At 72.5% G+C, this 23,281-nt stretch carries 17 protein-coding genes and 1 pseudogene; 10 read left to right on the top strand and 8 right to left on the bottom strand.

All coding sequences use genetic code 11. The features are described from left to right. Positions 1–29: 29 nt before the first annotated feature. Both ACFQVD_RS11560 and ACFQVD_RS11555 read right to left on the bottom strand, forming a co-directional pair. Complete coding sequence (locus ACFQVD_RS11560; RefSeq protein WP_343968573.1) at positions 30–584, bottom strand: hypothetical protein; 555 nt, start codon at positions 582–584, stop codon at positions 30–32. Between the two features lie 6 nt (positions 585–590). Next, positions 591–902 (bottom strand): alpha/beta fold hydrolase, encoded by a 312-nt coding sequence (locus ACFQVD_RS11555; RefSeq protein ID WP_343968571.1) that lies wholly within the window; start codon positions 900–902, stop codon positions 591–593. A 228-nt stretch (positions 903–1,130) separates the two neighbouring features. Here ACFQVD_RS11555 and ACFQVD_RS11550 point away from each other — a divergent pair, with 228 nt between their 5' ends. From ACFQVD_RS11550 to ACFQVD_RS11520, 7 genes are all read left to right on the top strand, one after another. Then, positions 1,131–2,009, top strand: coding sequence for a DUF4132 domain-containing protein (locus tag ACFQVD_RS11550; protein ID WP_343968569.1), 879 nt, complete (start codon positions 1,131–1,133; stop codon positions 2,007–2,009). Continuing rightward, a complete protein-coding gene (locus ACFQVD_RS11545; protein WP_386271050.1) occupies positions 2,006–6,994 on the top strand; it encodes a DNA-binding protein in 4,989 nt (1,662 codons plus the stop codon). The genes ACFQVD_RS11550 and ACFQVD_RS11545 overlap by 4 nt, the downstream gene beginning before the upstream one ends. A 139-nt stretch (positions 6,995–7,133) precedes the next feature. Further along, positions 7,134–8,321 carry an ATP-binding protein gene (locus ACFQVD_RS11540; RefSeq protein WP_343978701.1) on the top strand — a complete coding sequence of 396 codons (1,188 nt, stop codon included), beginning with the start codon at positions 7,134–7,136 and terminating at the stop codon, positions 8,319–8,321. Continuing rightward, on the top strand, positions 8,318–12,001 hold the full coding sequence (locus ACFQVD_RS11535) for a vWA domain-containing protein (RefSeq protein WP_386271047.1): 3,684 nt from the start codon (positions 8,318–8,320) through the stop codon (positions 11,999–12,001). Before ACFQVD_RS11540 ends, ACFQVD_RS11535 begins: the two co-directional genes overlap by 4 nt. Next, on the top strand, positions 11,998–13,980 hold the full coding sequence (locus ACFQVD_RS11530; RefSeq protein WP_343976876.1) for a hypothetical protein: 1,983 nt from the start codon (positions 11,998–12,000) through the stop codon (positions 13,978–13,980). The genes ACFQVD_RS11535 and ACFQVD_RS11530 overlap by 4 nt, the downstream gene beginning before the upstream one ends. 122 nt (positions 13,981–14,102) lie before the next feature. Then, a complete protein-coding gene (locus ACFQVD_RS11525; protein WP_343976874.1) occupies positions 14,103–14,531 on the top strand; it encodes a nitroreductase family deazaflavin-dependent oxidoreductase in 429 nt (142 codons plus the stop codon). A 267-nt stretch (positions 14,532–14,798) separates the two neighbouring features. Then, positions 14,799–16,208, top strand: a complete 1,410-nt coding sequence (locus ACFQVD_RS11520; RefSeq protein ID WP_343976870.1) for a helix-turn-helix transcriptional regulator — start codon at positions 14,799–14,801, stop codon at positions 16,206–16,208. A gap of 39 nt (positions 16,209–16,247) precedes the next feature. Here ACFQVD_RS11520 and ACFQVD_RS11515 read toward each other — a convergent pair whose 3' ends face one another. From ACFQVD_RS11515 to ACFQVD_RS11505, 3 genes are all read right to left on the bottom strand, one after another. Further along, on the bottom strand, positions 16,248–17,435 hold the full coding sequence (locus ACFQVD_RS11515) for an IS30 family transposase (protein ID WP_449343694.1): 1,188 nt from the start codon (positions 17,433–17,435) through the stop codon (positions 16,248–16,250). Between the two features lie 219 nt (positions 17,436–17,654). Then, positions 17,655–19,217, bottom strand: a complete 1,563-nt coding sequence (locus tag ACFQVD_RS11510; RefSeq protein ID WP_343965077.1) for an FAD-dependent oxidoreductase — start codon at positions 19,215–19,217, stop codon at positions 17,655–17,657. A gap of 108 nt (positions 19,218–19,325) precedes the next feature. Beyond that, positions 19,326–20,342 carry a hypothetical protein gene (locus ACFQVD_RS11505; protein WP_343965075.1) on the bottom strand — a complete coding sequence of 339 codons (1,017 nt, stop codon included), beginning with the start codon at positions 20,340–20,342 and terminating at the stop codon, positions 19,326–19,328. Between the two features lie 95 nt (positions 20,343–20,437). Between ACFQVD_RS11505 and ACFQVD_RS11500 the strand changes: the two genes are divergently transcribed. The 3 genes and pseudogenes from ACFQVD_RS11500 (at position 20,438) to ACFQVD_RS11490 (ending at position 21,782) form a co-directional block, all read left to right on the top strand. Continuing rightward, complete coding sequence (locus ACFQVD_RS11500) at positions 20,438–21,091, top strand: TetR/AcrR family transcriptional regulator (protein ID WP_343965073.1); 654 nt, start codon at positions 20,438–20,440, stop codon at positions 21,089–21,091. A gap of 152 nt (positions 21,092–21,243) precedes the next feature. Continuing rightward, positions 21,244–21,381, top strand: a pseudogene (locus tag ACFQVD_RS11495) (tyrosine-type recombinase/integrase); the annotation flags it as partial. 215 nt (positions 21,382–21,596) lie between these two features. Beyond that, the gene (locus tag ACFQVD_RS11490; RefSeq protein WP_386274481.1) at positions 21,597–21,782 is read left to right on the top strand and encodes a hypothetical protein; all 186 of its coding nucleotides are present in this window, start codon (positions 21,597–21,599) and stop codon (positions 21,780–21,782) included. Here ACFQVD_RS11490 and ACFQVD_RS11485 read toward each other — a convergent pair. The 3 genes from ACFQVD_RS11485 to ACFQVD_RS11475 all read right to left on the bottom strand — a co-directional run bounded on the left by ACFQVD_RS11485 (position 21,739) and on the right by ACFQVD_RS11475 (position 23,276). Beyond that, complete coding sequence (locus tag ACFQVD_RS11485) at positions 21,739–22,122, bottom strand: hypothetical protein (protein ID WP_343965079.1); 384 nt, start codon at positions 22,120–22,122, stop codon at positions 21,739–21,741. The genes ACFQVD_RS11490 and ACFQVD_RS11485 overlap by 44 nt on opposite strands. A gap of 301 nt (positions 22,123–22,423) precedes the next feature. Continuing rightward, positions 22,424–23,092, bottom strand: a complete 669-nt coding sequence (locus ACFQVD_RS11480; protein WP_343965071.1) for a TetR/AcrR family transcriptional regulator — start codon at positions 23,090–23,092, stop codon at positions 22,424–22,426. A 10-nt stretch (positions 23,093–23,102) separates the two neighbouring features. Further along, on the bottom strand, positions 23,103–23,276 hold the full coding sequence (locus ACFQVD_RS11475; RefSeq protein WP_343965069.1) for an alpha/beta fold hydrolase: 174 nt from the start codon (positions 23,274–23,276) through the stop codon (positions 23,103–23,105). Positions 23,277–23,281: the final 5 nt, after the last annotated feature.

The following is a 23,281-nucleotide window of genomic DNA, read 5'->3' as shown; positions in this document are numbered from 1 at the left end:
GATTTCTCGGGCGGTCGCGGTTCGGCGCCTCAGCCGGTGACGATCGTCAGGTCGGCGCGGGCACGGACGTCGTCGCGAGTGTGGAACCTCTCCTCCTGGGCCGCCCAGCGCTCCCAGTGCGGGGCGTAGAGATCGCCGTCGCGTTCCAGCGCGCGGGCCTTGCGCACCTCGTCGGCCGCCTCCACCCAGAGCAGGCCGCTCAGGTACGGCGCGGCGGCCAGCGCGCCGGAGCCGGTGCCGTCGACGACCAGGGTCCCGGTGGCCGGAACCTCGTGCCACTCGGCGTATGCGCCGTCCGCCCAGTCGTAGCGTCGCCATCGTGCGGGCCGGTTCAGGCTCAGCGGCAGCAGGATCCACTCGACCAGCGCGTCGACCCCGCCCAGCAGGCCGTCCCACCCCGGGTAGAGGTCGTCCATCCGTACGACGGGAGCGGCCGGCTCCGCGGCCACGGCGGTGGCGAGGGTGGACTTCCCCGACCCCGAGCGCCCCTCGACGGCCAGGACACGGGTGCGCCCCGCCCGGGTGGGGCGGGCGCGCAGCCAGGCGGAGATCCGCGGCGCGTGGCCGTTCATGGTCTGCGTCATCGCGCGTCACCCCGGCCCGGCCGCCCGGGGGGCCGATGAAGCGCGCCAAGGAACCGCGTACGCGCCTCCCGTCGAGCAGCCGACGAGGGCCGCCCGCTCCACCCCGAGCGCGTCGAGCACCGCCGGCAGCTCCTCGTGGTGCGCGAACTCACCGGCCGCGTCGCCGGACCCGCCGTACCCGCGCCAGTCGTAGCGGATCACCCGGTGGCGTGCCGACAGTGCCAGGAACCGGTGCTCCCACATCCGCCGGTCGGCCATCCCCGCGTGCGCGAACAGCACCGCGGGACCGGAGCCCGCCTCGTCGTACGCAAGTTCCACGCCGTCTCGTCGAATCGTCGCCACCCCGGCAACCTACCGAGTGGACACCACTCCTGGAACGTGTGTTCGCCGTCGACGAAGCATCGCAGGGGTGCCCGCGCGACGGCCGGGCCGCACACCGGGTTCGGGTTTGTCGGTCAGGGGCGTTAGCGTTCCGCGCATCACGGTCGCGGGTGAGGAGATCCCCGCGGACGTCGGCAATCCGTGCGTGGTGAGAGGCGGGATCCTTTGGGCTGGCTGGCGGCGGGCGACGGGTACGAGGTCGCTCTTGTGGAGGGCCGGGTGGCGGCGAGGGCCACCTCCGGTCGCGCGGCGGGACGACGGCTGAAGTCGCTGCCCAAACAGGTGCGTGAGCATCCCGAGGTCGAGCGGCTGCGCCGCCTGGCCGAATGGCTCGACCGGCACGAGGCCGCCTGCGTGGCGCGGGTGGACGCCTGGATGGTGTCGTCCCTGCCCGTTCCCACCGAGCTGGTGGCCCGGGTGTGGCCGGACGAGGCGTGGCGGTCGGTACTGCGCGACCTGGTGGTGGTCGGTGACGACGAGGTGGGTTTCCTGCGGGACGTCACCGACTCCGGCGAGCTGCGGGTCGTGAACCTGGACGGCGAGACCGTCCGGCTGTCCCCGGAGACGGTGACCCTGCCGCATCCGGTGCTGTTGCCGGATCTGGAGGAGCTGAGGGAGTTCGCCGCGGAGCTGGGCGTGACCCAGCGCGTCGAGCAGATCCACCGGGCGACCTGGGGCAGGCCGGTCGATTTCGTGGAGCCGGGAAAGCAGGAGGAGAAGGCCGCGGAGGTGAAGGAGTTCGCCGGGGGAAGGTTCGCCTCCCGGTTCGGTCTCGCCGCCCGCGCCACCTCGCTCGGCTACCGCGTTTCCGGTGGCTACGCCACCTGTGTGGTGCGCGACGCGGGGCGAAGCGCCGAGGCCTCCGTCTGGATCGGCGAGCCCTACTGGGACGGCGAGACCGAGACGGGCGACCTGACTTGGCGCGACCGGGAGGGCAGGCGGCTGCCGTCGCGGGAGATCGGCCCGGTGGCCTGGTCGGAGGGAATGCGCATGGCCGCGGCGCTGTACGCCGGCCGCGACGTCGAGAAGGGAACGAACGCGTGAGCCACACCACGTCGTCGCCGGGCACCCCGGCGAGTCAGCCGCCCGGGGAGCCGGAGCGGGCCGAGGTCACGGACGCGGCCATGGTTCGGGAGCTGCTGGAGGCCGGGGCGGTCCTGCCGTCCGGCGCGAGCGGGGGCGGTGAGCGGGCGGTGCCGTTGACCGCGCGCGCCTACCGGCACCCCGGGCTTGCGGAGCGGGTGGTGGTGCGTCTGGTCGCCGAGGAGCTGGGCGCCGCGGAGGATGCCGCGGCCCGCTTCCTCGGGCTGGAGCCGGACGGCGAGCCGGTCGTCGTCGGGGTGGGCCTGCGGCGCTCGCTCGGGTTCCCCGAGTGGGTGCTCGTGCATCACCCACAGGACGGCCACCACGCGCTCGCCCTGGTGCCGGAGCTGGACCGCGCGGGCAGGCAGGTGAAGTCCAAGCCGAAGGCCGCCCTCGACGCCTACCAGCGGCTCGCCACGCAGCTGGCCGGGGCCGTCCCGCACTTCCTGCCGACGTTCCTCGAACAGGCGGGCCGGGTGTTCCTCTCGGTGGAGAACACCGCCTATGCGGCGCAGCTGTTCACCCAGGCGCGCAGGGCCGAGGCGGAACACGGACTGCCCGTCGACGAGGACCGGCTTGACGCGGTGTTCCTGGAGTTCGCACTCGCGGGAGCCCTGCCGGTCAAGGCCCTGTCGGCGTACGCGAAGGAGTTGGCGGGCCGGGTGCCGGCCGGCGAGGCCCTGCGCAGGGTCCGCCGGCTGTGTGTGCGCCGCACGGCGGCCGGGCTGTCGCCGTCCGCGCAGATGGCCGCCGAACTGCGTCGCCTGGCCAGGGCCGCCGGGCGCGACGCGGACGCCGAGGAGCAGGAGTACCTGGCGGACCTGCTCGGCCTGCCCGCCACCTCAGGAGCGCCGCTGGGCTGGTGGAAGGCGCATCGCCCCGCCTTGGTGGCCCTTGCCCGAAGAGAGCCCGCGATCCGCGGGACGCTGCTGAACATGATGCCCGTCAACGGTGACGGCGAGATGCCCGCCCTCTGGCTGGAGATGCTGGAGGACTCGGGAGCCGTCGCGGGCCTGGGCGCGGACGAGGTGCCCGAGCGGGAGCGCCCCGCCGACGGCACAGCGGGCTGGCTCGGACGTTTCCTGGGCATCTGGAATCCGGGGCGGCGGTCCGGCTCGCGGCTGCCGGGCCTGTACACGCTGGTCGAGCGGGTGGCGGGACGGCTGCGTACCGAGCTCGCCGGCACGGGCGGGGCCGTGCCCTTCAAGCCGGAACCCGACCTGCTCGACCTGCTGCTGTCGCTGGAGGTCCCGGTCGCCGATCCGGGCGACGGCGTGGGTCTCCTGCTGGAGTTCTGGGCCGGGAAGGAAGAGGGGCGCGACCTGCTCGCGCTGGCCGCCGACCCGCGCTTCCGGCCCGCGTTCCAGTACGCCGCCTACAGGTTCTACGACGACACCGACGGGCGGCGCGCCGTGCGCCGCCTGGCGGCGTCCCCCGGCGGCCGGACGATGCTGGCCGACTGGGTGGGCGAGGTCGCCCGGCGCTCGGTCGCCACCGGCCTGCCGCAGCTGCCCGACGCGCTCAAACGGCTCACCTGGTTGCCCGGTGAGGCGCTGGCCCTCGCGAGGGAGGAGGTCGCCGAGGCGGCCCGCGCCGACCTCGCCGCCGAGCTCGCCAGGACACTGCGCGGCGGACTCCTCGACGAGCTGGGCTGGCCCGCCTGGGAGGACGCGGTCGCCGATCTCGCCGGCCCCAAGGGGACGCGCGAGATCGAGGTCGCCGACGCCTGGCCGAACCTGATCGTCTCGGGTCCCTCCCAGGTCAGGGTGATCGGCCCGGAGGGGACCGTGCTCACCCACGACCTGCGCCCCGCCCCGGACGGCACCTGGGGAGATCCCGGCTTCCACCACGTGGACGGCGAGTTGCTCGTCTACTGGCACACCTACGGCGCGGGCGACGAGCTGCGCGGATACTGGCACTCCTCGGCGGGCACGACCTTGACGCTGGAGGGGACGGACAACAGGTGGATGCCGGGCGCCGACACGGTCACCCTGCCGCTGCCCGGCGGCGGCAGGGCCACGGGTGCCGGAGTGCTGCACCCGGGTGACACCACGGTGCCCGGCAGGCGCACGCTGATCGGGGACGGGACCTCGTTCTGGACCTGGGACGGAGACGTCGAACACTGGCGCGAGCACGACCCGTCCGGCATGGCCGACGGCAGGCTGAGCATGCCCGGCTTCCTCGCCGACGCGCTGAACTCGGCACCGGTGGGCAGCACCTTCCACGGCGGCTGGGTGCTGCCCTTCGCGGGAGAGGCGGCCCCGGCCGGAGTCCCGGTGAGCGGACTGCTCGGCTGGCGGACGGTCCGGCTGCCCGACGGGTCGCTACGCGGTGAGGACCTGGCCGGTCGCACCGTCACCCTGCGCGGCGGCCAGGACGGCCCCGGGCGACCGTCGCGCGCGGTGACGTTCCCCGGCGACGACCGGCCGCGTGCCCTTGTCAAGGACTACCGCGAGATCAAGCTCGTCGACCTTGAAGGCGCCGTCGTCGCGACGGCCTCCGAGGAGCAGGCGCCCGGCCCCTTCGCGGAGGGCACCGTGCTGCTGCCGCCCCTGCGTTACTGGCACCTCATGCGGGCCCGCGACCCGGAGGGCTCGCTGGCCCTGCGCGGGATCGACAGGGAGACGGCGGCGGCCCTGCTGAAGGCCGCGAGCTCCCTCGACTCCGCGCGGCTCGCGCACCCCGCCCAGCCGGGACGGACACCGGGAGCCAGACGCCCGGCCCGCGAGGAGCTGTGCGAGCTGGTCCGCACGCTGCTGCCGGGACTCACCCACGACGCGCTGATCGCCGGAGTCGCCGGGGTGACGGCGTTCGCCGCCGCACAGCAGGCGACTCTGGACGCGGCGGCGGCCAGGCTCGCCGGCGCCCTCACCGGCGAGCAGGCGGAGCAGGAGCCGGACGGCCCCGATGACCAGCTGTTCATCGAGGCGCTCAACGGCCTCGGCGCCTCGGCCGACCACTGGTCGCGAGGAGAGCAGTCCCGAGGGGTCCTCCGGCAACTGCGGACGCTCGGCCGCGAGCGGCGGGATCCCTCCGGCCCGGCCGTCCGCCTCCATCTGGACGGCCAGAAGCTCGCGCAGTCCCGGCTGGGCTGGGAGCCACTGCTCCGCCACTCGGCCGCGATCGCCTACCGGGCGGCGTCGGCGCTTGAACCCGAGCGGGCGGAGGCGCTGCGAAGGCTGCTCTCCGAGATCGACGCGCTCGGACTGGCCTCCGCGGCCGAGCCCACCCCGTGGCGTCGGCTCGTGGCGCACCTGGAGAGCGGCTGGCTCGATGACGCCAGGGACAGCTGGTACGACAGCCGCTGGCGCGGAGTGCTTCCGCTGGAGGGAGGCGCCTTCATCGCCTTCCTGGAGGCCGACCCGGAGAGCGACGGTTGTACCTTCACGGGACTCTTCCACGACCCGGCCGGCCGCTTCGAAACCCCTCACCCCTACACCGTGCGCTCCCTGGGCCCGGTCGGCGAGACCAGGCAGCCGGGCTGGCTCGGGGAGTTCCTCGGGGAACTCCCCGGACGCGGCCCTGCGCCCTGGCGGGTGAAGGACGCCGAGGAGTTCGCGCGGCTCACCGGGGTGACCACGACGACCGCCAGGCTGATCGTCGCCGGGCTGCCGTACGTGGACACCTACCAGCGCAACTTCCTGCCCGCCGAGGTGCGGGCCGCGCTCGGCCTGAAGGCGGCGGAGGCCGCCGTCGCCAAGGACGAACTGCGCCGGCTGGACGCCGCCGTCCGGCGCGAGGTCGTCGCCGCGCTGCTGCCCGAGAACCCGGCCGCGCTGTGGACCGAAGGCCCGGACGTCGCCGCCGCCGCGCGGGTATGGAACGACAGGGTGGGACGGCGCGCCGCCGTCCCGGAGTGGCTTCTCGGCGAGGCGGCCCGCGCGGTGCGCACCGGATGGGAGCCCGGCCGGGCGCTGCCCGCCCTGCTCGACCCGGCCTCGGCGCCGGAGCTCGGCACGGACCTGCGATGGCGGGTGAAGGGCGACCGCGTCTCCCCGGTCGACGGCGCCGGCACCGGGTTCACCGAGTCCACGCTGGTCTCCACGGTCGCGTTGACCGCGTGGCTGGCCCACCGGCTGCCCTCGGGCGATGCCGTGCGGGCCGCGCTGCCCGCTGTGCTGGCCGTGCTCTCCGACCGGCTGGCGAACCCCGAGCTCCTGCTCGACCTGGGCCGCTACGTCGACCTTCCCGGATTCAGGAGGATCGCCGGAGCCCCCACCGAAGTCGCCGAGGGCTGGGAACGCTACGGCGCGGTGGTCATGGCCACCTACGACGACCAGCCTTCGCCGGGCCTGCGTACCGCCCTGCTCGACGCCTCGGGGAGCGACCCCTACCTGCCCGCCCTGCGGGCCCTGACCGGTGACCAGGGGCAGCCGTTCCCGGTCGAGACGGCACTGCGCACCGTTCGCGACCCGCGTTTCGAGGCGCTACTCGCCGACCCCGGAGACCCCGTGGCGGGGGAGCGCGCGGCCGACGGCACCTGGTGGCCGCAGGATCCCTCCCGCTCCGTGCCCGCGCTGCTCTCCGAGGCCGCGACGCGGTACGGGCTGGGTCAGGACGCCGCCGCGCTCTACCTGGCGCTGCTCGCGATGCCGGACCCCACGGACAAGAACGTCACCCGGTGGACCGGATGGAAGCCCGCGCGGTTCAAGGCGGCCCGCGCCGAACTGGCCGGCACCGACCTGGTGGTCGAGGCCGGTCGCGCCCGAGCCGGTCGTTCACTCTTCCTGCCGGGAGCCTGGACGGACCTCAGGACCCCGAACCTCCCGCTCGAACGGTGGAAACTCCCCATGCTCGACCTGCTCGACGCGGAGAGCGCGCCGCTCGGCGTGGTCGTTCCCATCGAACCCGCCGCCGACCTCTACGCCAGGGCGTGGCAGCGGGTCCGCGGCGGCGACATCCCCCGATTCGAGGAACTCCGGGTGCGGCGCGGCAGGCGCCGCTGAGCGGGGGCGGGCCCCGCCCCCGCGGATCGCTCACCGGAAACCACCGGTTCCCAACGGACCGGCCGGCTGGAACGCGCCTGGGACCGCCCCGTGCGTTCCAGCCGGCCGGGCAGCACGACAGACAGAAGGATCTTCCCCGATGACCATGACCGAACAGACGGTTTCCCCGGCTCCCTCCGGCCGGCAGACGCTACCGGCGGAGGAACGGCACGCCGCCGAGCTCGCCTTCCTCGCCGCCCACGACGACGGTCCCCGGCCCCCCGGCTGGTCGCTGACCCCGCGCGCGGTCGTCACGTTCGTCTGCGGCAGCGAGGGGCAGGCCCTCGAACCGCCCAGAGCCCGGCAGCCGAGTAAGGACGAAGGCTCCGCCTCGCCCGCCCGGCTCGTCATCGCCCCCAAGTTCGTCGGCGAGCGCTCCCTGGTGGAACGCTGCGTGGTCACCCTCGCCGGTGAGCGCGGCCTGCTGCTGGTCGGCGAGCCGGGTACCGCCAAGTCGATGCTGTCCGAGCTGCTCGCCGCCGCCGTCTGCGGCACGAGCGCGCTCACCGTGCAGGGCACCGCGGGCACCAGCGAGGACGCCTTCCGTTACGGCTGGAACTACGCCCTGCTCCTGGCTCAGGGGCCGAGCCGCCAGGCGCTGGTCGACTCCCCGGTGCTGTCCGCCATGCGATCCGGGCGGGTCGTCCGGATCGAGGAGATCACCCGCTGCCTGCCCGAGGTGCAGGACGCCTTGGTGTCGATCCTGTCCGACCGTCGTCTCAGCGTGCCCGAACTCGCCGGCACGCCCGACGCGCTGACCTCGGCGGCCCCGGGCTTCACCGTGATCGCCACGGCCAACCTGCGCGACCGGGGGGTCTCGGAGATGTCGGCGGCGCTCAAGCGCCGGTTCAACTTCGAGACGGTCGCCCCCATCGCCGACCCCGCCGCCGAGGCCGCTCTGGTGCGCGGACAGGCCACCGCCGTGGTGCGCCGGGCCGGCGCGGCCTTCGGCGTCGACGACGCCGTGCTGGACGCCCTGGTCACCGTCTTCCGGGACCTGCGCTCCGGCCGCTCGGCCGAGGGCTGGGACGTGGAACGGCCGGGAACCGTGATGTCCACCGCCGAGGCGGTGCAGGTGGCGGCCTCCCTCGGGGTGGCGGCGGCCTATCTCCCCGGCGGGGACGTCCTCGACCTGATGCCCGGTCACCTGCTCGGTGTGGTTCGCAAGGACGACCCGGCCGACCACGCGCGACTGCTCGGCTACTGGGACGGCCCGGTGCGGCGCCGCGCCGAGGACGGTTCCGCGATGTGGCGTCGTCTCTGGGACCTGCGGGAGAACCTGCGTTGACAGGCGACCGGCAGACGAGTGCTCAGAGCGCGCGGGACGCGCATACCCGGAAAACGACGGCTCAGGGTTCCGAGGTCTCGGATGCGGCCCCGCGGCAGGACGGAACCGGGGAGGCGACCGGCCACCATCCCCGGGAGGCGGTCGACGCGCTGGCCGGGGCCACGCGGCCCTACCTGCTCGGCGTGCGCCACCACAGCCCCGCGCTGGCGGCGGCGGTTCCGGCACTGCTCGACGCCGCCGGAGCGGAGGTGGTCTGCGTCGAGTTGCCCGCCGACTTCCAGCCGTGGTTGGTCCACCTGGCGGATCCGGCCACCCTCGCACCGGTCGCCCTGGCCGGGACACGCGGCGACGGGCGGCTCGGGTTCTACCCGTTCGCCGACTTCTCGCCGGAGCTGGCCGCCATTCGCTGGGCGCGTGAACGCGGGGCCGAGGTGCTCTGCTGCGACCTTCCGATCTCCGACCCCGGCTGGTCGGAGAGTGACCGGGCCCGGCCGGACGCGACGGAGGCGCCGCGGGCCAGGGCCTTCGCCGACGCTCTCACCGCCTCGGTCACGGGCCGGGAGGGGGACGACATGTGGGACCGCGCCGTCGAGGTGCTCGCCCCCGGCTGCCCGCCCGAGGCGGTACGCCGGGCGGCGCTGGGTGTCGGCTGGGCGCTGCGACAGGACGCGGAGGCCTCGGGCGGAGTGCCGCCCGGTGACCTGGTCCGCGAGGCGCACATGCGCGGAGTGCTCGCCGGGGCCGCCGGCGGCGGCCGGCGGGTCGCCGCCGTGATCGGCGCTTTCCACGCCCCCGCCCTGCTCGCTCCCGACCGGGCGGACCCGGGGCGGCGCACCGGCGCTCCCGACGCGCCGGCGGCCCAGGATCCCTCGCCCGCCACGTCCCTCGTCCCGTACGCCTTCGACCTGCTCGACTCCAGGTCCGGCTACCCGGCGGGCATCCGTGACCCGCGCTGGCAGCAGGCGGTTCTCGCCGCGGGCGGCGACCCCGGAAAGGTCAGGGACGCCGCCGCCCGTACGATCACCGAGCTCTGCCGCGAACTGCGCGCCGCTGGGCACACGGCGGGCACCGGCGAGGCCGTGGAGACGCTTCGGCTGGCCTGCGACCTGGCCCGGTTGCGCGGCCTGCCCGCGCCGGGGCGCGGCGAGCTGCTGGAGGCGGTGACGACGGTGCTCGGCCAGGGCGAACCTCTCGGGCGCGGCCGGGCGCTCGCCCGTGCCCTTGAGACGGTGCTCGTCGGCACCGAGCGCGGCAGGATCGCGCCGGGCACGCCCCGTTCCGGGCTCGGCCCCGCGGTCGAGGCCGAACTGGCGGAGCTGCGGCTGCCCCACCCCGGCGATCCGGATCCCCGAGAGGTCCGTCTCGACCCGCTCCGCTCCGATCTGGACCGCCGCCGTGAGATCCTGCTGCAACGCCTGCTGGTGTGCGGAACCGGGTACGGTCGGCCGGCCGAGGTGGCGGGCACGGGTGACGCGACGGCACTCACCACCCGCTGGTCGCTCTCCTGGACCCCCTCGGTCGCCGCACTGCTGGACCTGGCGGGCGTCCGAGGCGTCACCGCGGCTCTGGCAGCCGCGGGGACGCTGCGCGAGACCTTCCGCGGGGAGTCCGCCGAGGGCGGCCCCACCTGCTCGGCGATTCTCACGGGGCTGCGGGCCGCGGCCGTCTGCGATCTGCGGGACCTGGTCGCGGACCGCATCGAGGACGCCGCCGCCGTGCTTCCCGCCACCGCGGGGCTGCCCGACCTGCTCGGGGCCCTCGACCTGCTGGAGGCGCTGCGCCGCGAGCATCTTCCAGGAACCACACCGGAGAGCCGGAAGCGGGCCGCGGAGCTGTTCGGCACCCTGCTGGAGGCCGCCGTACGGTCCCTGCCAGGGCTGGCCGGAAGTGACCGGCCCGAGGACGCGACCGCCCTGACAGCGCTCGCCGTCCGCTCCGCCGAGCACCGGCTCGGCCTGCGTCTCGACGACGCGCTGAGCACTCTCACGCGCACCGGCTCACCGCTCGTCCAGGGGGCCGCGCTCGCGGCCCGGATCCTGCTCGACCTGGACGCGCCCGGCACCCTCGGGGTCAGAATCGCGGGATGGGTCGACGGTGCCACGGGCACGGAGGGCCGCCACCGCCTGTCCCGCGCGATCGCCGGCCTGCTGGTCGCCGCGGGCCCGCTCCTGGAGTCGGCCGCCGAGGCTCTCGACCCGCTGCTCGACCGCGTCGACGGTCTCAGCGACCAGGACTTCCTGGACCGTCTTCCCGCGCTGCGCGGTGGTTTCGACACGCTCACCCCGGTGGCACGGGACCGGTTGCTGCGAGCCGTGACCGACCGTCTCGGCGACCGGCTCGACCTGGCGCTGAGCGCCCCGTCCGAGATCCTGGCCCTTTGGACCGCCGCGGATGTCGCCGGGCTGGCCGCGCTGAACACCCTGCGATTCCGCGTACCCGGTCTCTTTCCGCCGGGCGAGGCGGTCACGGTCGCCGGGGAGCCGGACCTTTCGGCCGTGCCTGCGGAAAGGACGGAGCCGGTGCTCCCTGCGGTACCCGCGGCGGAGCGGGAGGCCGCCTCGCGGCGCCTCGCTCCGGCCGATCGGTGGCGGCTGCTCCTCGGCAGGGAGTCCGGGCGGCTGCCCGCCGACGCCAGGCGTTACGCGCACGCCCTGGACGAGCTGTACGGGATGGGAAGGGGAGAGGGGGCAGCCGACTTCGGGTCCGGCGGCGACTGCGGCGGGCAGGGCGTGTCCTTTCCCTCCGCCCGCGAGTGGGCAGCGGAACTCGACGCCCTGTTCGGAACCGAGGTGCGGGAGGAGGTGCTGGCCCGTGCGGCCGACAGCGGGCGGACCGACGTACTGTCCGAGCTCGACCCCGACACGGTACGCCCGTCGATCGAGCTGCTGACCTCTGTCCTGTCCCTGGCGGGCGGGCTGCCCGAGCAGCGGCTGGCCCGGCTCCGTCCACTGGTCCGCCGCCTGGTCGCCGAGCTGGCCAGGGAGCTGACCACCCGGATGCGCCCGGCGCTCGCCGGCCTGGCGACGCCGCGCCCCACCCGCCGCCCCGGCGGCCGGCTCAACCTGCCCGCCACGCTCCGGGCCAACCTGGCACACACCCGCAGGACCGGCGACGGCAGGTTTCTCGTCGTCCCTGAGCGGCCGGTCTTCAGCACGCGGGTACGCGACGAGGCCGACTGGCGGCTGGTCTTCGTGGTCGACGTCTCGGGCTCGATGGAGGCCTCGGTGGTCTGGTCCGCGCTGACCGCGGCCGTCCTGGGAGGCGTTCCCACCCTCTCCACCCATTTCCTGGCCTTCTCCACCCAGGTGATCGACCTGACCGACCGGGTCGCCGATCCGCTGTCACTGCTGCTCGACGTGCGGGTCGGCGGTGGCACCCACATCGCCGCCGGGCTCGCCCACGCGCGCTCCCTGGTCACCGTGCCGAGTCGCACGCTCGTCGTGGTGGTCAGCGACTTTGAGGAGGGCTATCCGCTCGGAGGGCTGCTCGGCGAGGTCCGCTCCCTCGTCTCCTCCGGTGTGCACCTGCTGGGCTGCGCCGCCCTGGACGACACCGGGGCCCCGCGCTACTCGGTGCCCGTCGCGCGGCAGCTCGTCGCGGCCGGGATGCCCGTCGCGGCACTCAGTCCGCTCGCCCTCGCCCGCTGGGTGGGCGACCGCCTCCGAGGAGAGAACCGTTGAACCTTCCAGCCTCCGCCTCCCCGGCAGGGCAACTGCCACCGGTGGAGCCGCACGTGGTCGCCTCGGCGGTGGAGGAGCTCACCCCCAGGCTGCGGAAGAGACTCGACGCGGCGATCGAGCGCTGCGCCGGGCTTGCCGTCACCGCCTCAGGGCAGACCGTCTCCATCAGCTGGGGCGAGGACGCGGTGGTCACCCTCAGCCCGGGGCCTTCGGGCAGGATCGCCGACCCCGATGCGGCCCGGTGCGGCTGCCTGCTCGCGCCCCGCTGCCTGCATCGCGCCGCCGTACTGAGCGTCTGCCCGGTCGCGGAGGCCGACCTGCCGGCGACCGCCGAGCCGGTCGCCGACGCGTCATCCGGTTCGGACGCGGGGGCGGACGCGCCCCTCGACCCGGTTCCCGGCCGGGAAACCGCACAGAACACGACCGGGAGAGCCGCCCAGGAGGCCGGGCCCGGACCCAGGCAGATGGCCGCCGCGGCCGGGTTGTGGGACGCCGCTACCGCGGTGCTCATGGGCGGGGTGCCCGGTGCCGGAGCGGTACCCCAGGCGGAGCTGCTCCGCGCGGCTCACACCGCCAGGCTGGCGGGCCTGCACAGGGCCGAGGCCGCCGCCCTGCGCGTCGTGCGCGGCCTGCGTGCGGCTCGTGCACGCCATGACGGTCACCGCCTGGCCGACCTGGTCTCCGCGCTCCGGGAACTTCTGCTGACCGCGGGCAGGCTCGCCGCGGCCGACCCCGATCCAGCCCTGGTGGGAACCGCGCGCCGCGCCTACCGGCAAGGCGAGGCACTGAAGGTGTACGGGGTCTGTCGGGAACCGGTGATCAGCGCCACCGGCTACGGAGGGGTGGTCACCCACCTCGTCGCCGAGGACGGCCGCTGGTTCTCCATCGCCGACGTCAGGCCCGGAGGATCGGCGCGTGCCCGTGGTGCCGCCACCGCCACGGTCGCGCTCGGCGCCGCAGCTCTCGACCACGCAGGGCTGGCCAGAGGAGGACTGCTGATCTCCGGCGCGGAGATCTCCCCCGAGGGCCGTCTCGGCGCGGGTCGCGGCGTGCGGGCCAACCCCGTCGCGGGTCTGTCCTGGTCGGCCTCGCCGCTGGCGGCACTGTTCGCCAGGCCGCTCGCCGAGACCGCCGGCGTGATGTTCTCCGGGGACCCCTGGGACGATCCGCGGGACGGCGGGGGAGCGGGGCAGCCGGTCGGATGCGACCTGGTGATCGTCGGTGCCGAGGGAGACCGGGTACTCGCCCGCGAGCTGACGCCCCGTGCGGAGCCGGGTGGCGAAGCGGGCGCGTTCCCCGCGTCCGCCGGACGTTCCGGCGCCGACGGCCCCCTCGGCGGACTGCTGATCCGGCTCGCGCCGGCCGACTCCCATCCCGATCTGGCCCATGTCGCCAACCTGCGGCAGCTCGCGTCCAGGCCGGGGCTGAGGGTACGGGTGATCGGCAGGTTGGACCCCGACAGGGCCGCCACCCTGCGCCCGCTCGCGATCGGGCCGGTCCCCGGAGCCGGTCCGACGTTGCGCCTGCCCGCCGAGTGGATGGACCGCGCCGATCTCGGATACGACCGCCTGCGAGGTTCCCACCTTCCGTCTCGCGAGGACTGCCGGCCCCGAAAGGAGGCGGCCGAGGCCGGCCCCGACCCGGTGGCGGCCTCACCCCTGTGGCGGGCGCGCCGCCTGGTGGAGCTGGCCGTTTCCGGTGGGCGGCGGACGGTCGCGGAGTCCGCGCGCGGCGACTCCCTCGCCCGGCGGGCCGCGCTTCGCCGCGCGGGCTTCGAGACCGCCGCCGACCTCGCCGACGCGCTCACCGCGGAGGCCGACCGCCGCACCCGCGATGTGTTCGGTCGTCTGGTCGACTCCGGCGACGACCTGTACGCCTGGACGTGGCTCGCCGCCGCCGTCCATCTCACGGTCACGGAACGGGCACTGGTCCGGGCCTCCTGGCACGACGACCGCGCTACCGGAGAGCAGGCCGGATGACATCCGCACCGGGATCCGTGGCGCTCCCCGGTGTTCGGCCGCCCTGGGTGAACGCCCTGGCGGGTGCGGGCGGGAAGGACCGGATCAAGAAATGTCACCGGTGGCCGATAGCGTTGCGCGGCATGAGCGATGAGATCACCGACTCCCCCACCGGTTGGGTCGCCAAGCACGCCCGCAGGTACGTCGAGTCGAACGGCGCGGAGGGCCACCTCTATCACGGCCGGCCGACACTGCTGCTGACGACGGTCGGCCGCAGGTCCGGGGTGCGCCGGCGCACCCCGCTGATCTACGGCCGCGACGGTGACGCCTACGTGGTCGTCGCCTCCAACGGAGGGGCCGCCGACCACCCGCTGTGGTACCACAACCTGCTGGTCCTGCCCCAGGCCGAGGTGCAGGTGGAAGCCCGGACGTTCACGGCCCTCGCGCGGACCGCGACCGCCGAGGAGAAGCCCGCGCTGTGGCGGCAGATGGTCGGCATTCACGCCGAGTACGCCGACTACCAGCGCAGGACCGACCGCGACATCCCGGTGGTGATCCTCACGCCCGCCTGAGGTCCCGGACCCGTCACCCGGTCATGACCGCTCGTCCGCGCCGGGGATCTCACGACGGAGTCAGAGGCGGGCCACGACCGTCGCGGTCGCGCGCACGGCTGCGATCCGATGGCGGCGCCCAGCGAGGCCGTGAGCTGTTCGTGATCTCATTTGGACCGCGACAATGCTGGCCACAAAGGGCAGTACGATCTACTGTAATTGACAATAAACCGTGCGTAAGGAGTGGGGCGTGGATCTCATCGTGCCGCCGGCGGAACGGGTGTGCTGATGGCCAGTCAAGCAAGCATCGGTGACCGCATCCGCAGATTGCGGTTGAGCAAGCACATGTCCCAGGCGCAGCTGGCCGGGTCCGATCTGTCTGACAGTTATGTTTCGCTCATCGAGTCGGGGAAGCGGAATCCCACTCCGAACGTCACGCGCCTGCTGGCCGAGCGGCTCGGCTGCGGTATCGAGTTCCTGCTCCACGGGATCGAGCCGCACCAGCGCGTCGACACCGGGCTCGCCCTGCGCCACGCCGAACTGGAGCTGTACCACGGAGATCCGGTCGTGGCGGCCGATCGTTTCGCGGAGACGGTCAGGGCCGCAGGTGACGACAACGTCGCTCTCGCCGCGCAGGCGAGGTTCGGCCGGGCTCGTGCGCTGGAGGCCCAGGGACACACGGCGCGGGCGGTCGAGGCGTACGAGCGGCTTCGCCGCGAGGCCGCGGCGCATCCCGAGCGCCTTGCCGACCTGCCGGTCGTCGTGGCGCTCTGCCGCTGCTACCACCGAGCCGGTGACGCGCTACGCGCCCGGGATCTCGGGCTGAACGCTCTGGCGCAGGCCGTTCGGCTCGGGCTCGACCAGGGCGCCCTGGCTCTCGACCTCGCCGTGGTGCTCGCCGAGACGGAGATCGACCTGGCATATGCCGAGCGCGTGCTGTCGGCGTCCGGCGTGCCCGAGGCCACAGGCCGCGGTCCGGAGGTTCTCGGCCTGTGGCAGGCCAGCGCGGCCGCGGCGGAGAAGGACTCCGCACTGGCCCTGCGGCTCGCGGAGGACGCCATCGCCGCCGGCCGGTCCACCCGGATGGCCTCCGACTACGCCCGGAGCGCGATGTGCTGGGCGTGGATCACCGCCGCGAGTCCCGAGGGGGCCGGCCTTGACCGGGCGGGCGGGTTCGCCGCCGCCGCGGCCGAGGTCCTCGCGCGCCTGTCACCCGGGGCGGTCGAACATGCCCGGAGCCTGGTCGTGCTCTCCCGCGTGCGGTTGCGCGCCGGTGACCTGGACGCCGCCGCCGACCTGTCGGAGCGGGCTCTCGGCCTGCTCACCGGTGTGCGCGGGACGGTGCCGGCCATGGCGTACGTGGTCCTGGCCGAGCTCGCCTTGGCACGCTCCAAGGACGGCGGCCCGGCGCTGGCGGAGGCGCAGGAGGCGCTCGCCGACCCGGCCACCACGTCGGCCTCCCGCACCGACAGGCAGTCGGCCAGGCTCTGGCGTGAGATCGGCGACCTCTGGGGGCGGGCCGGATCACCGCAGAGGCAGGCGAACGCCTATCGCCGGGCGCTCGAGACCGTGGGGGTCTGCTCGCGGCTGGAGACGCCGTCCGGCTTGACATGGCGTGCGGTGGCGACTTCCGCGACCCCGGCGAGCCCGGTGATTTCAGCGCGTCTCGGCGTCTCGGGTGAGTCGAGAACCGGGTGATGGGTGAATTCGAGTGATCATCGCAACGGTGACGGATAGTCATAGTGCCAGAGCTTGATCAAAAATGTCGGCTGGAGTGCGCCAGCCGAGCGTCTTGCGGGGGCGAGTGTTGAGACGCTCTTCAACGGCGCGTAGGTCGGCCGCGGTATGGACGGACAGGTCGGTGCGTTTGGGGAAGTACTGGCGAAGCAGCCCGTTGGTGTTCTCATTGGTGCCGCGCTGCCATGGGCTGCCCGGCTGGGCGAAGAACACGCCTTCGTTCAGGTAAGCGGCTATCTGGTCATGGTGGGCCATCTCTGCTCCTTGGTCCCAGGTCAGTGTCAGCCGCACTGACGGCGGCATGTCGAGCAGTACGGCGATGAGGCCATCGCGAACGGCCTGCGCGTCATGGCGGATCGGAAGCGCGACCAGGCGCACGTAGCGGCTCTTGCGGTCGACGAGCGTGGCGATGGCGGACTGGTTCAACCGCCCGGTGATCAGGTCGCCCTCCCAGTCCCCGACACGCTGGCGTTGCTCGACCACGCTCGGACGGCCTCCAATGAGCAGCGCGGGCGCGATAAAGCGAGGGCTGCGTCGGTTAGATCGGCGGCGGCGTTTGCGGAGAGGCCGCCCGGTGCGCAGCCGACGCGTGAGTTTCCGGCTCAATCCGCCCTTTCCCCCCTGGTAGAGCGCCCGGTAGATCGTCTCGTGGCAGATGTGCCAGCTCGGCCGGTCGGGCCGGCTCCGGCGCAGGTACGCGGCGATCTGCTCGGGGCTCCACTCCAGTTCCAGCTTGGCCTGAACCTCCGCTCGCAGATCCCCATCTGCCAGCAGGCGACCTTGGCGTGGGCGCCGGGCTCGTTGCCGCGCCCGCACATGAGCCAGGTCGCCGTCATAGACGCCCCGGTCGTGTTGAAGTGTGTTGCGGCGCAGCTCTCGGCTGATGGTCGAGGGAGATCGCCCGAGCCGTTCGGCTATCACGCGTACTCCCAGGCCCTGCGCCCGCAAGGTGGCGATTCGCTGTCGCTCCAGCAGCGACAGGAACCGACTCGATCGGGCGGTCTCAGCCAGCCGCGCCGGAGGGAGCCCTCCGTTCTCCGCCCGCCATCGGTACCCGGTCTTGCGTCCGATGCCTACAGCACGACATGCATCGACCGTCCCCACGCCTGACAGCACCAGCCGCCAGTACTCCGACTCGACATCCAACCTGCGCTTGGGTCCTCGCCTCGCCATCAACACGCCCCTAATGATCAGGTGTGTTGCGACAAGCACTAGAACCCAGGCGTCGCCACGGGGTCACCATTCGCGCGTCGTCAACAACGTTCGTTCCGGTTTCGTCCGGTACGGCAGGTAGAGGTGGTGCGGTGTCCGAGAAGATGTTCTCCGAGGAGCAGCTGGAGCAGCTGCGTTCGTACCCGGAGATCGCCAGCGATGAGTTGATCCGGTACCACGTACGTGCCCGAAACTTCAGGTGTGGGCGGGCTTGACGACTCCGAACCACCGCTGCAAGGCTGCCCGGAGTGTTTCGATCTCCATGGGATCGGGCCGGGGTGATGCAGATGCCCAGGCCACATAGCAGTCCGGTCGAAGGAGCAGGGCGGTGGGCGCGGGGGTCTGGGAGCGCGCCGTGACGATATCGACCTGGTCGTGCCGCAGGGCAAGTGTCTCCGCCAGTGATGCTTCTTCGGTCAGGTCGAGCAGCAGAGGGCGTGCGGTTCTGGTTAGCTCGGCCAGCCGGACCGGCCCGGTCGGGGTGTGCAGGTCCATATCTGGGGCGAACCGGCCGGTCAGCGGGTGCGCCTCGCGTTCGCCCATGTCGTAGCGGACGTCGGCGCCCGCGGTGAGTTCGGCCAGGCGCTGCACGGTGCTTTGGTCGCGAAGCAGTTCGGTGAACACCTCGCGCAGTCCGGTGACATCGCTGCCGGGGGCGATCAGGGCCGCCTGTGCCTGCGCGTTCAGCACCATGCGCTGGGCAGCCGATCGCCGCTCTGTCTCGTAACTGTTCAGCAGCCCGGACGGGGCGCTTCCCCGGATCTCGGCGGCGAGTTTCCAGCCGAGATTGGCCGCATCCTGCAGGCCGAGGTTGAGCCCTGGACCGCCCCCCGTGGCGGCGTACACGTGCGCGGCGTCACCGATCAGGAACACCCGGCCGTCGGCGAACCGTTCGGCGATTCGGGTGTTACCGCCGGTCAGTCGGCGCAGCACGTGCGGCCCTGCACCGTCGGGCGGACCAAGCGGCACGTCGACGCCGAGCACGCGGCGGATACTCACCCGCAACTCCTCCAGGCTCATTGGAGCGTTGCTCTCGGGCAGGTCCCACTCTGTGGTGCTGACCAGCGGTGGGTGGCCGGGCATCGGCGCGTAGGAGAACCCGCCATGTTCGGTGCGGTGGGGCAGGAACGGCAGAACAGCGCCGTGGCCGGGCACGTTCAGCGCACCGGTCGCGGAATCGACCCAGTCCGCCGGGACCGTCGCGTGCGCTGAGCAGACGGTCATCCGGTCGTAGGTGATGCCGGGGAATTTGATGCCGGAGAGCTTGCGCGTGCTGCTGTGCGCTCCATCCGCGCCTATGAGGTACCGGGCCCGCAATTGGTAGGTCTCGCCCGGGCTCGCGACGTCGATGGTAACCGCGTCGTCGTCCTGCGACAGGCCGACGACTTCGTGTCCCCGCCGGATTTCCACGCCTAGTTCGGTGGCGCGCTCCTGCAGGACCTGCACAATGCGTCGCTGCGGCACCGGCAGGGCATAGACGGGGCTGTCCTGCAGCAGGCTCAGGTCCAGGCCCATCGCGCCGAACATGAAGTATCCGGAGTTCGGCTGCGGAGGTTGTGGGCTACCGCTGAGACGTTCATGCAGACCCCGGTGGTCAAGCATTTTCACGACCTGGCCCAGCAGTCCGTTCGCCTTGGGTTCCTGGCTCGGCTCCGGTAGCCGTTCCAGCACGATCGGCCGGACCCCTGCCAGGCTCATTTCGCAGGCCAGCATCAGCCCGTTCGGGCCACCGCCGGCGATGACGACATCTGTGATCACGTTTTTCCTTAGTTCGTACGGAAATGGGCGGGACGGATGGCGCGCTAAAGCGCAGGGTCGTGGGCGTGCCGGGGCGACTCGCTCCGGGTTACGGTCCTTGGGACGTGGTCAGCCGCGGTAGTACTCGGCGAGGGTGGTGAAGGCGGCCTTGGGATCCCAGGGCATGGCGGGGTAGGTGGCTCCGAGCCGGTCCTCGTAGACCTTGACGATGCCGTAACTGGCCAGGTCCAGGTCGTCGCGGGGATCGCCGTCGGGCCGGTGCACATGGTCGTACAGTGCGAAGGTGAACACAAACGTGCTGTCGACGCCGCCGGCTTCGAATGCCTCTAGCAGCTCACGCACGTACGCGGCCTGACCAGGCTCGTCCCGGGCATACTCACTATTCAACCGAACAGGCCCGTCCTTGTCGTACTCGACGATCTCCAAACCGAGAGCGCCTCGCTCGCCTGCACCCTGGTAGCTGGCCGCGCCGAACTCGGTGATTGCGACCGGCTTCCCCTGCGCGACCAGGCCACGGACGCCTTCGGCGAAACGGTCGGCGATCTCGGCCGACCGATAGAGATCCATGGACACGATGTCGAAGAGTGCCCAGTCGACGCGCTCAAGTGGTACGGAGGCGTAGGTCATCTTGCCGCCGAAGCGCTCGCGGACCAGTGCCACGGCCGTGCCGAGGAATTCGTTGACACGTGTGCTGACCTCGGCGATCTGCTCCCGCACGCGATCCGGCTGGCTCAGCAACGCGACCCGCTCGTCGGTGCCGTCACCGGGCAGGAACCCGGGATTCATCAGGCTCAACTCGGCACCGACGACGAACACCACCTCGGCTCCCCGTCGCCTCAGCCGCTCCGCGCGTTCGGCGCAGTCCGCGAACAGCGGCAGCATCTCCTCGGCGGTCAGTTCGAGAGGGTAGGGGGAGAACCAGACCTCCAGGCCCAAATCGGCGGCGTGTGCCGCCGCCAGCTCAATCCGCTCCGGGTCGCCACCCATGATACGGACCGCGGTGCAGTGCAGGTCATCGCGGATGATGCGCAGCTCGCGCTCGACCACGTCCGGGTCGAAGCGTTTGCGGGAGGTCGCTCCGTTCTTGACGAAGCCGGTGTCGTAGCTAATGCCTTTGGCCCTCATCGTTCTGGTCCTTCCTGGCGGGTGAGGATGCCAGATTAGGCATAAAAATGCGTACACGCAAATTTTCGTGCACGCATCTAAGCTATGCTGAGATCGTGACGACGAGACGGACGGGGCTGCGCGAGCAAAAGAAGCGGGCCACCCGAGATGCCTTGCGCGCGGCGGCCCTGCGGCTGGCCCTGGAGCGTGGACCAGACAACGTACGCGTCGATGACATCGCCGAGGCCGCCGGCGTCTCACCGAGGACGTACAACAACTACTTCTCCAGCCGTGAACAGGCGATCGTCGCCGCCGTCTCCGGCGAACGGGAAGCGCGGGTCGCGGCGGCGGTGGCCGACCGGCCCGCCGGCGTCGGCCTTGCCGATGCCGTCATCGAGGCGATCGTGGATCAGTACACCGCCCCGGATGAATCCGGGCGGGACGCGCTGCTGCTGATCACCACCCGTCCCGCGCTACGGGACGCATTCATCGAAACCGTCACCGCGATCGAACATCCTCTCACCGACGCGATTGCCGAACGTCTCGGCGACGGCGACCCGCACACCGCACGGGTGCTCGCGGCGAGCGTGGCTGCCGCAGTTCGCGTGGCGCTCGAGCAGTGGTTGCAGACGACTGCCTCGTCCGCCACAACCAGCGGGCTCGTCGTGCCGTCCGGCTCGCTTCCGGACCTCCTTCGCACCACGCTCGCACCTCTCATACCCGCACTCGACGCCGCCGAGCAACGAGCACTCCGCCACCGGTATCAGTGAACTCCCGCCTCAAGAAACGGCGCCCCGGCATCTGCCGCTGAATCGTCGCTGGCGCGTAGGAATCCGCCGAACACCACCAATCAGACCGTGCCATCCCGGCCACCCGGCTGGACAAGCTGTTCACCGATCCCACGCGCGCCCTGCGCGAACGGGTGCTGTGGCGGCTCCTGTACGACACGGCCGCCCGCGCCGAGGAAATCCTCAGCCTCAACGTCGAGGACCTCGACCTGGAGTTCCGCCGCGCCCGGGTCGTCTCCAAGGGCGGCGCCATCGAATACGTGCACTGGGCCACCGCCACCGCCCGGCTGCTGCCCCGCCTGCTGGTCGGCCGGACTGCCGGGCCGGTGTTCCTGGCCGACCGGCGCGCCCCGCTTCCGAGCCTCGCGCACCCGCGCGCGGTGACATCTGCCCGATCACCGGGCGGGGGCGGCTGTCCTATCCGCGCGCCGAGTACCTGTTCAAGACCGCCTCCGTCAAGCTGGATCCGCACCGCCAGGGATGGACGTTGCACCAGCTCCGGCACAGCGCGTTGCAGCATCTCGCGCAGGCTGGACGGACCGCCCCGGAGTTGCGGGCCAAGAGCCGCCACCAGCACCTGTCCAGCCTCGGCCGGTACGTTCGCCTGGGCGAGGAGACTTCCGCGCGCATCACCGCCGAAGCCGACCCCGCCCAGCGCCGCCGTTCCCGCTGAGCTCCACCCCCGCGCGCTGGAACGAACCGCGATCAGGAGGACTCACCAGCAGCACCTGATCATCGCCAGCGTCAGGCTCGACGCGGTACCCGGCCGTGCGCAGGTCGTCGGAGTACCGGGCGAGCTCCAGCGCGGACGTCTCGGCGTCGTCGGCACATGCGACCTGGAACGACCTTCCGCCGCTGCCGCCCTCCACGACGAACCCGCCGTGGCGCTCACTGAATTCCCGATGCCCCGCCTTGCGCAGCACCGCCCGGATGATCTCAGCGTCCCGGTCCCGCGCCGTCCACAACGGGCGACCGCCCGCGCCATACCCGAACTCCGGCTTGTCGTCGCTCATGGTCAACACCGTAAGCGAATCGAGACCTCAGCCATAGGGGCCCGTATCAACCCAGGTCAGGTGCTACTTCGTTGGAAATTTCTTCATTGCTACCGGGACCCCTGATCAGGCGGTCTCGGGGCTTGAGCAGCAACCGAACGGCCAGTCACGTTAAGGAGCCCGGCGGGCATCTCTTATCGTGACTGGCCGTTCTGATGCGGGTGGTCGCGGGATGGCTGGTAGAACCCCCTGGTCAGTCGATGAGGTTCACGGTGCGGCGGAAGGTGGTGGCGGCGGCTTCCAGGTCCGCGAGGATGGATGGTTACTGGTCGGGGTGCGGGTGAGGAGTTTGGGTCGGTGCGGCTCGGCCCGGGGGCGGCCGTAGTGCGGCCATAGGTCCGAAGAGGTGGTCGAGGTGGTAGTTGATGATCGCGGTGGCGGCTTCGTGGCTGCGTTGTCGGCCCAGGACGCTTGCGGTCAGGCCGTTGGCGAGGGCCAGAAGTGTGGCGACCTCGGTGCGCGGGTCGCGATCGGAGGCGAGGTTCCCGGCCTGCTGCGCGGTGGTGAGCCGGGTGGTGAGGAAGTCCTCCAGCGCGTCGGGGCGGGTAAGCGCGGCCGCGGCGAGGGCCGGGTCGGTGAGAGCGGCGGTGTAGTAGGCGGTCCAGGCGAGTGAGTCCAGTCGGCTCTGCTCGTCGGAGGGCAGGATCGCGCCGAGGACGGCTTCGAAGACACTTCGCGTGGACAGCCCGCCCGTGGCGGCGGCGGCCCGCTGCTTGACCCGGTGGTCCAGACGGACGGTCAGCTCGGCGAGGCCGGAGTCGAGCAGGGCTTGCTTGTCGGTGAAGTAGTACTGGACGACGCGCAGCGAGACTCCGGCCTCGGCGGCGATCTCACGCATCGACACCGCCTGCAGGCCGCGGGTGCCGGCGATGCGTAACAACGCCTCGGTCAACTGGCGTCGCCGCTCGTCATGGTCCACCTGTTTGGGCATGGCTGGTTTCCTAGCCGCGGTCCGTGCTGTGCTCCGGCGTTGCGATCTCGGCCTGGGCTTGGCCGAGGAAGGTGAGGATCCGCTCGGTGACCAGGTCTGGAGCTTCGACGGGCAGCGCGTGTCCGGTGTCGGGCACGATCTCCACCCGCCACGACGGGGCGACCTCGGCCAGCCGCGCGGCCACCGCCT

It is taken from the genome of Streptosporangium amethystogenes subsp. fukuiense (assembly GCF_042665875.1).
Taxonomy (GTDB): domain Bacteria; phylum Actinomycetota; class Actinomycetes; order Streptosporangiales; family Streptosporangiaceae; genus Streptosporangium; species Streptosporangium fukuiense.
The sequence above is the reverse complement of the archived record's forward strand: the minus strand, read 5'-3'. Positions and strand labels throughout refer to the sequence as shown.

Excerpts from the sequence above, each read along its gene's own strand:
- ACFQVD_RS11525 (WP_343976874.1), top strand. The coding sequence starts at position 14,103 with ATGAGCGATGAGATCACCGACTCCCCCACCGGTTGGGTCGCCAAGCAC.
- ACFQVD_RS11480 (WP_343965071.1), bottom strand. The coding sequence starts at position 23,092 with ATGCCCAAACAGGTGGACCATGACGAGCGGCGACGCCAGTTGACCGAG.
- ACFQVD_RS11485 (WP_343965079.1), bottom strand. The coding sequence starts at position 22,122 with ATGAGCGACGACAAGCCGGAGTTCGGGTATGGCGCGGGCGGTCGCCCG.
- ACFQVD_RS11540 (WP_343978701.1), top strand. The coding sequence starts at position 7,134 with ATGACCATGACCGAACAGACGGTTTCCCCGGCTCCCTCCGGCCGGCAG.
- ACFQVD_RS11560 (WP_343968573.1), bottom strand. The coding sequence starts at position 584 with ATGACGCAGACCATGAACGGCCACGCGCCGCGGATCTCCGCCTGGCTG.
- ACFQVD_RS11520 (WP_343976870.1), top strand. The coding sequence starts at position 14,799 with ATGGCCAGTCAAGCAAGCATCGGTGACCGCATCCGCAGATTGCGGTTG.
- ACFQVD_RS11505 (WP_343965075.1), bottom strand. The coding sequence starts at position 20,342 with ATGAGGGCCAAAGGCATTAGCTACGACACCGGCTTCGTCAAGAACGGA.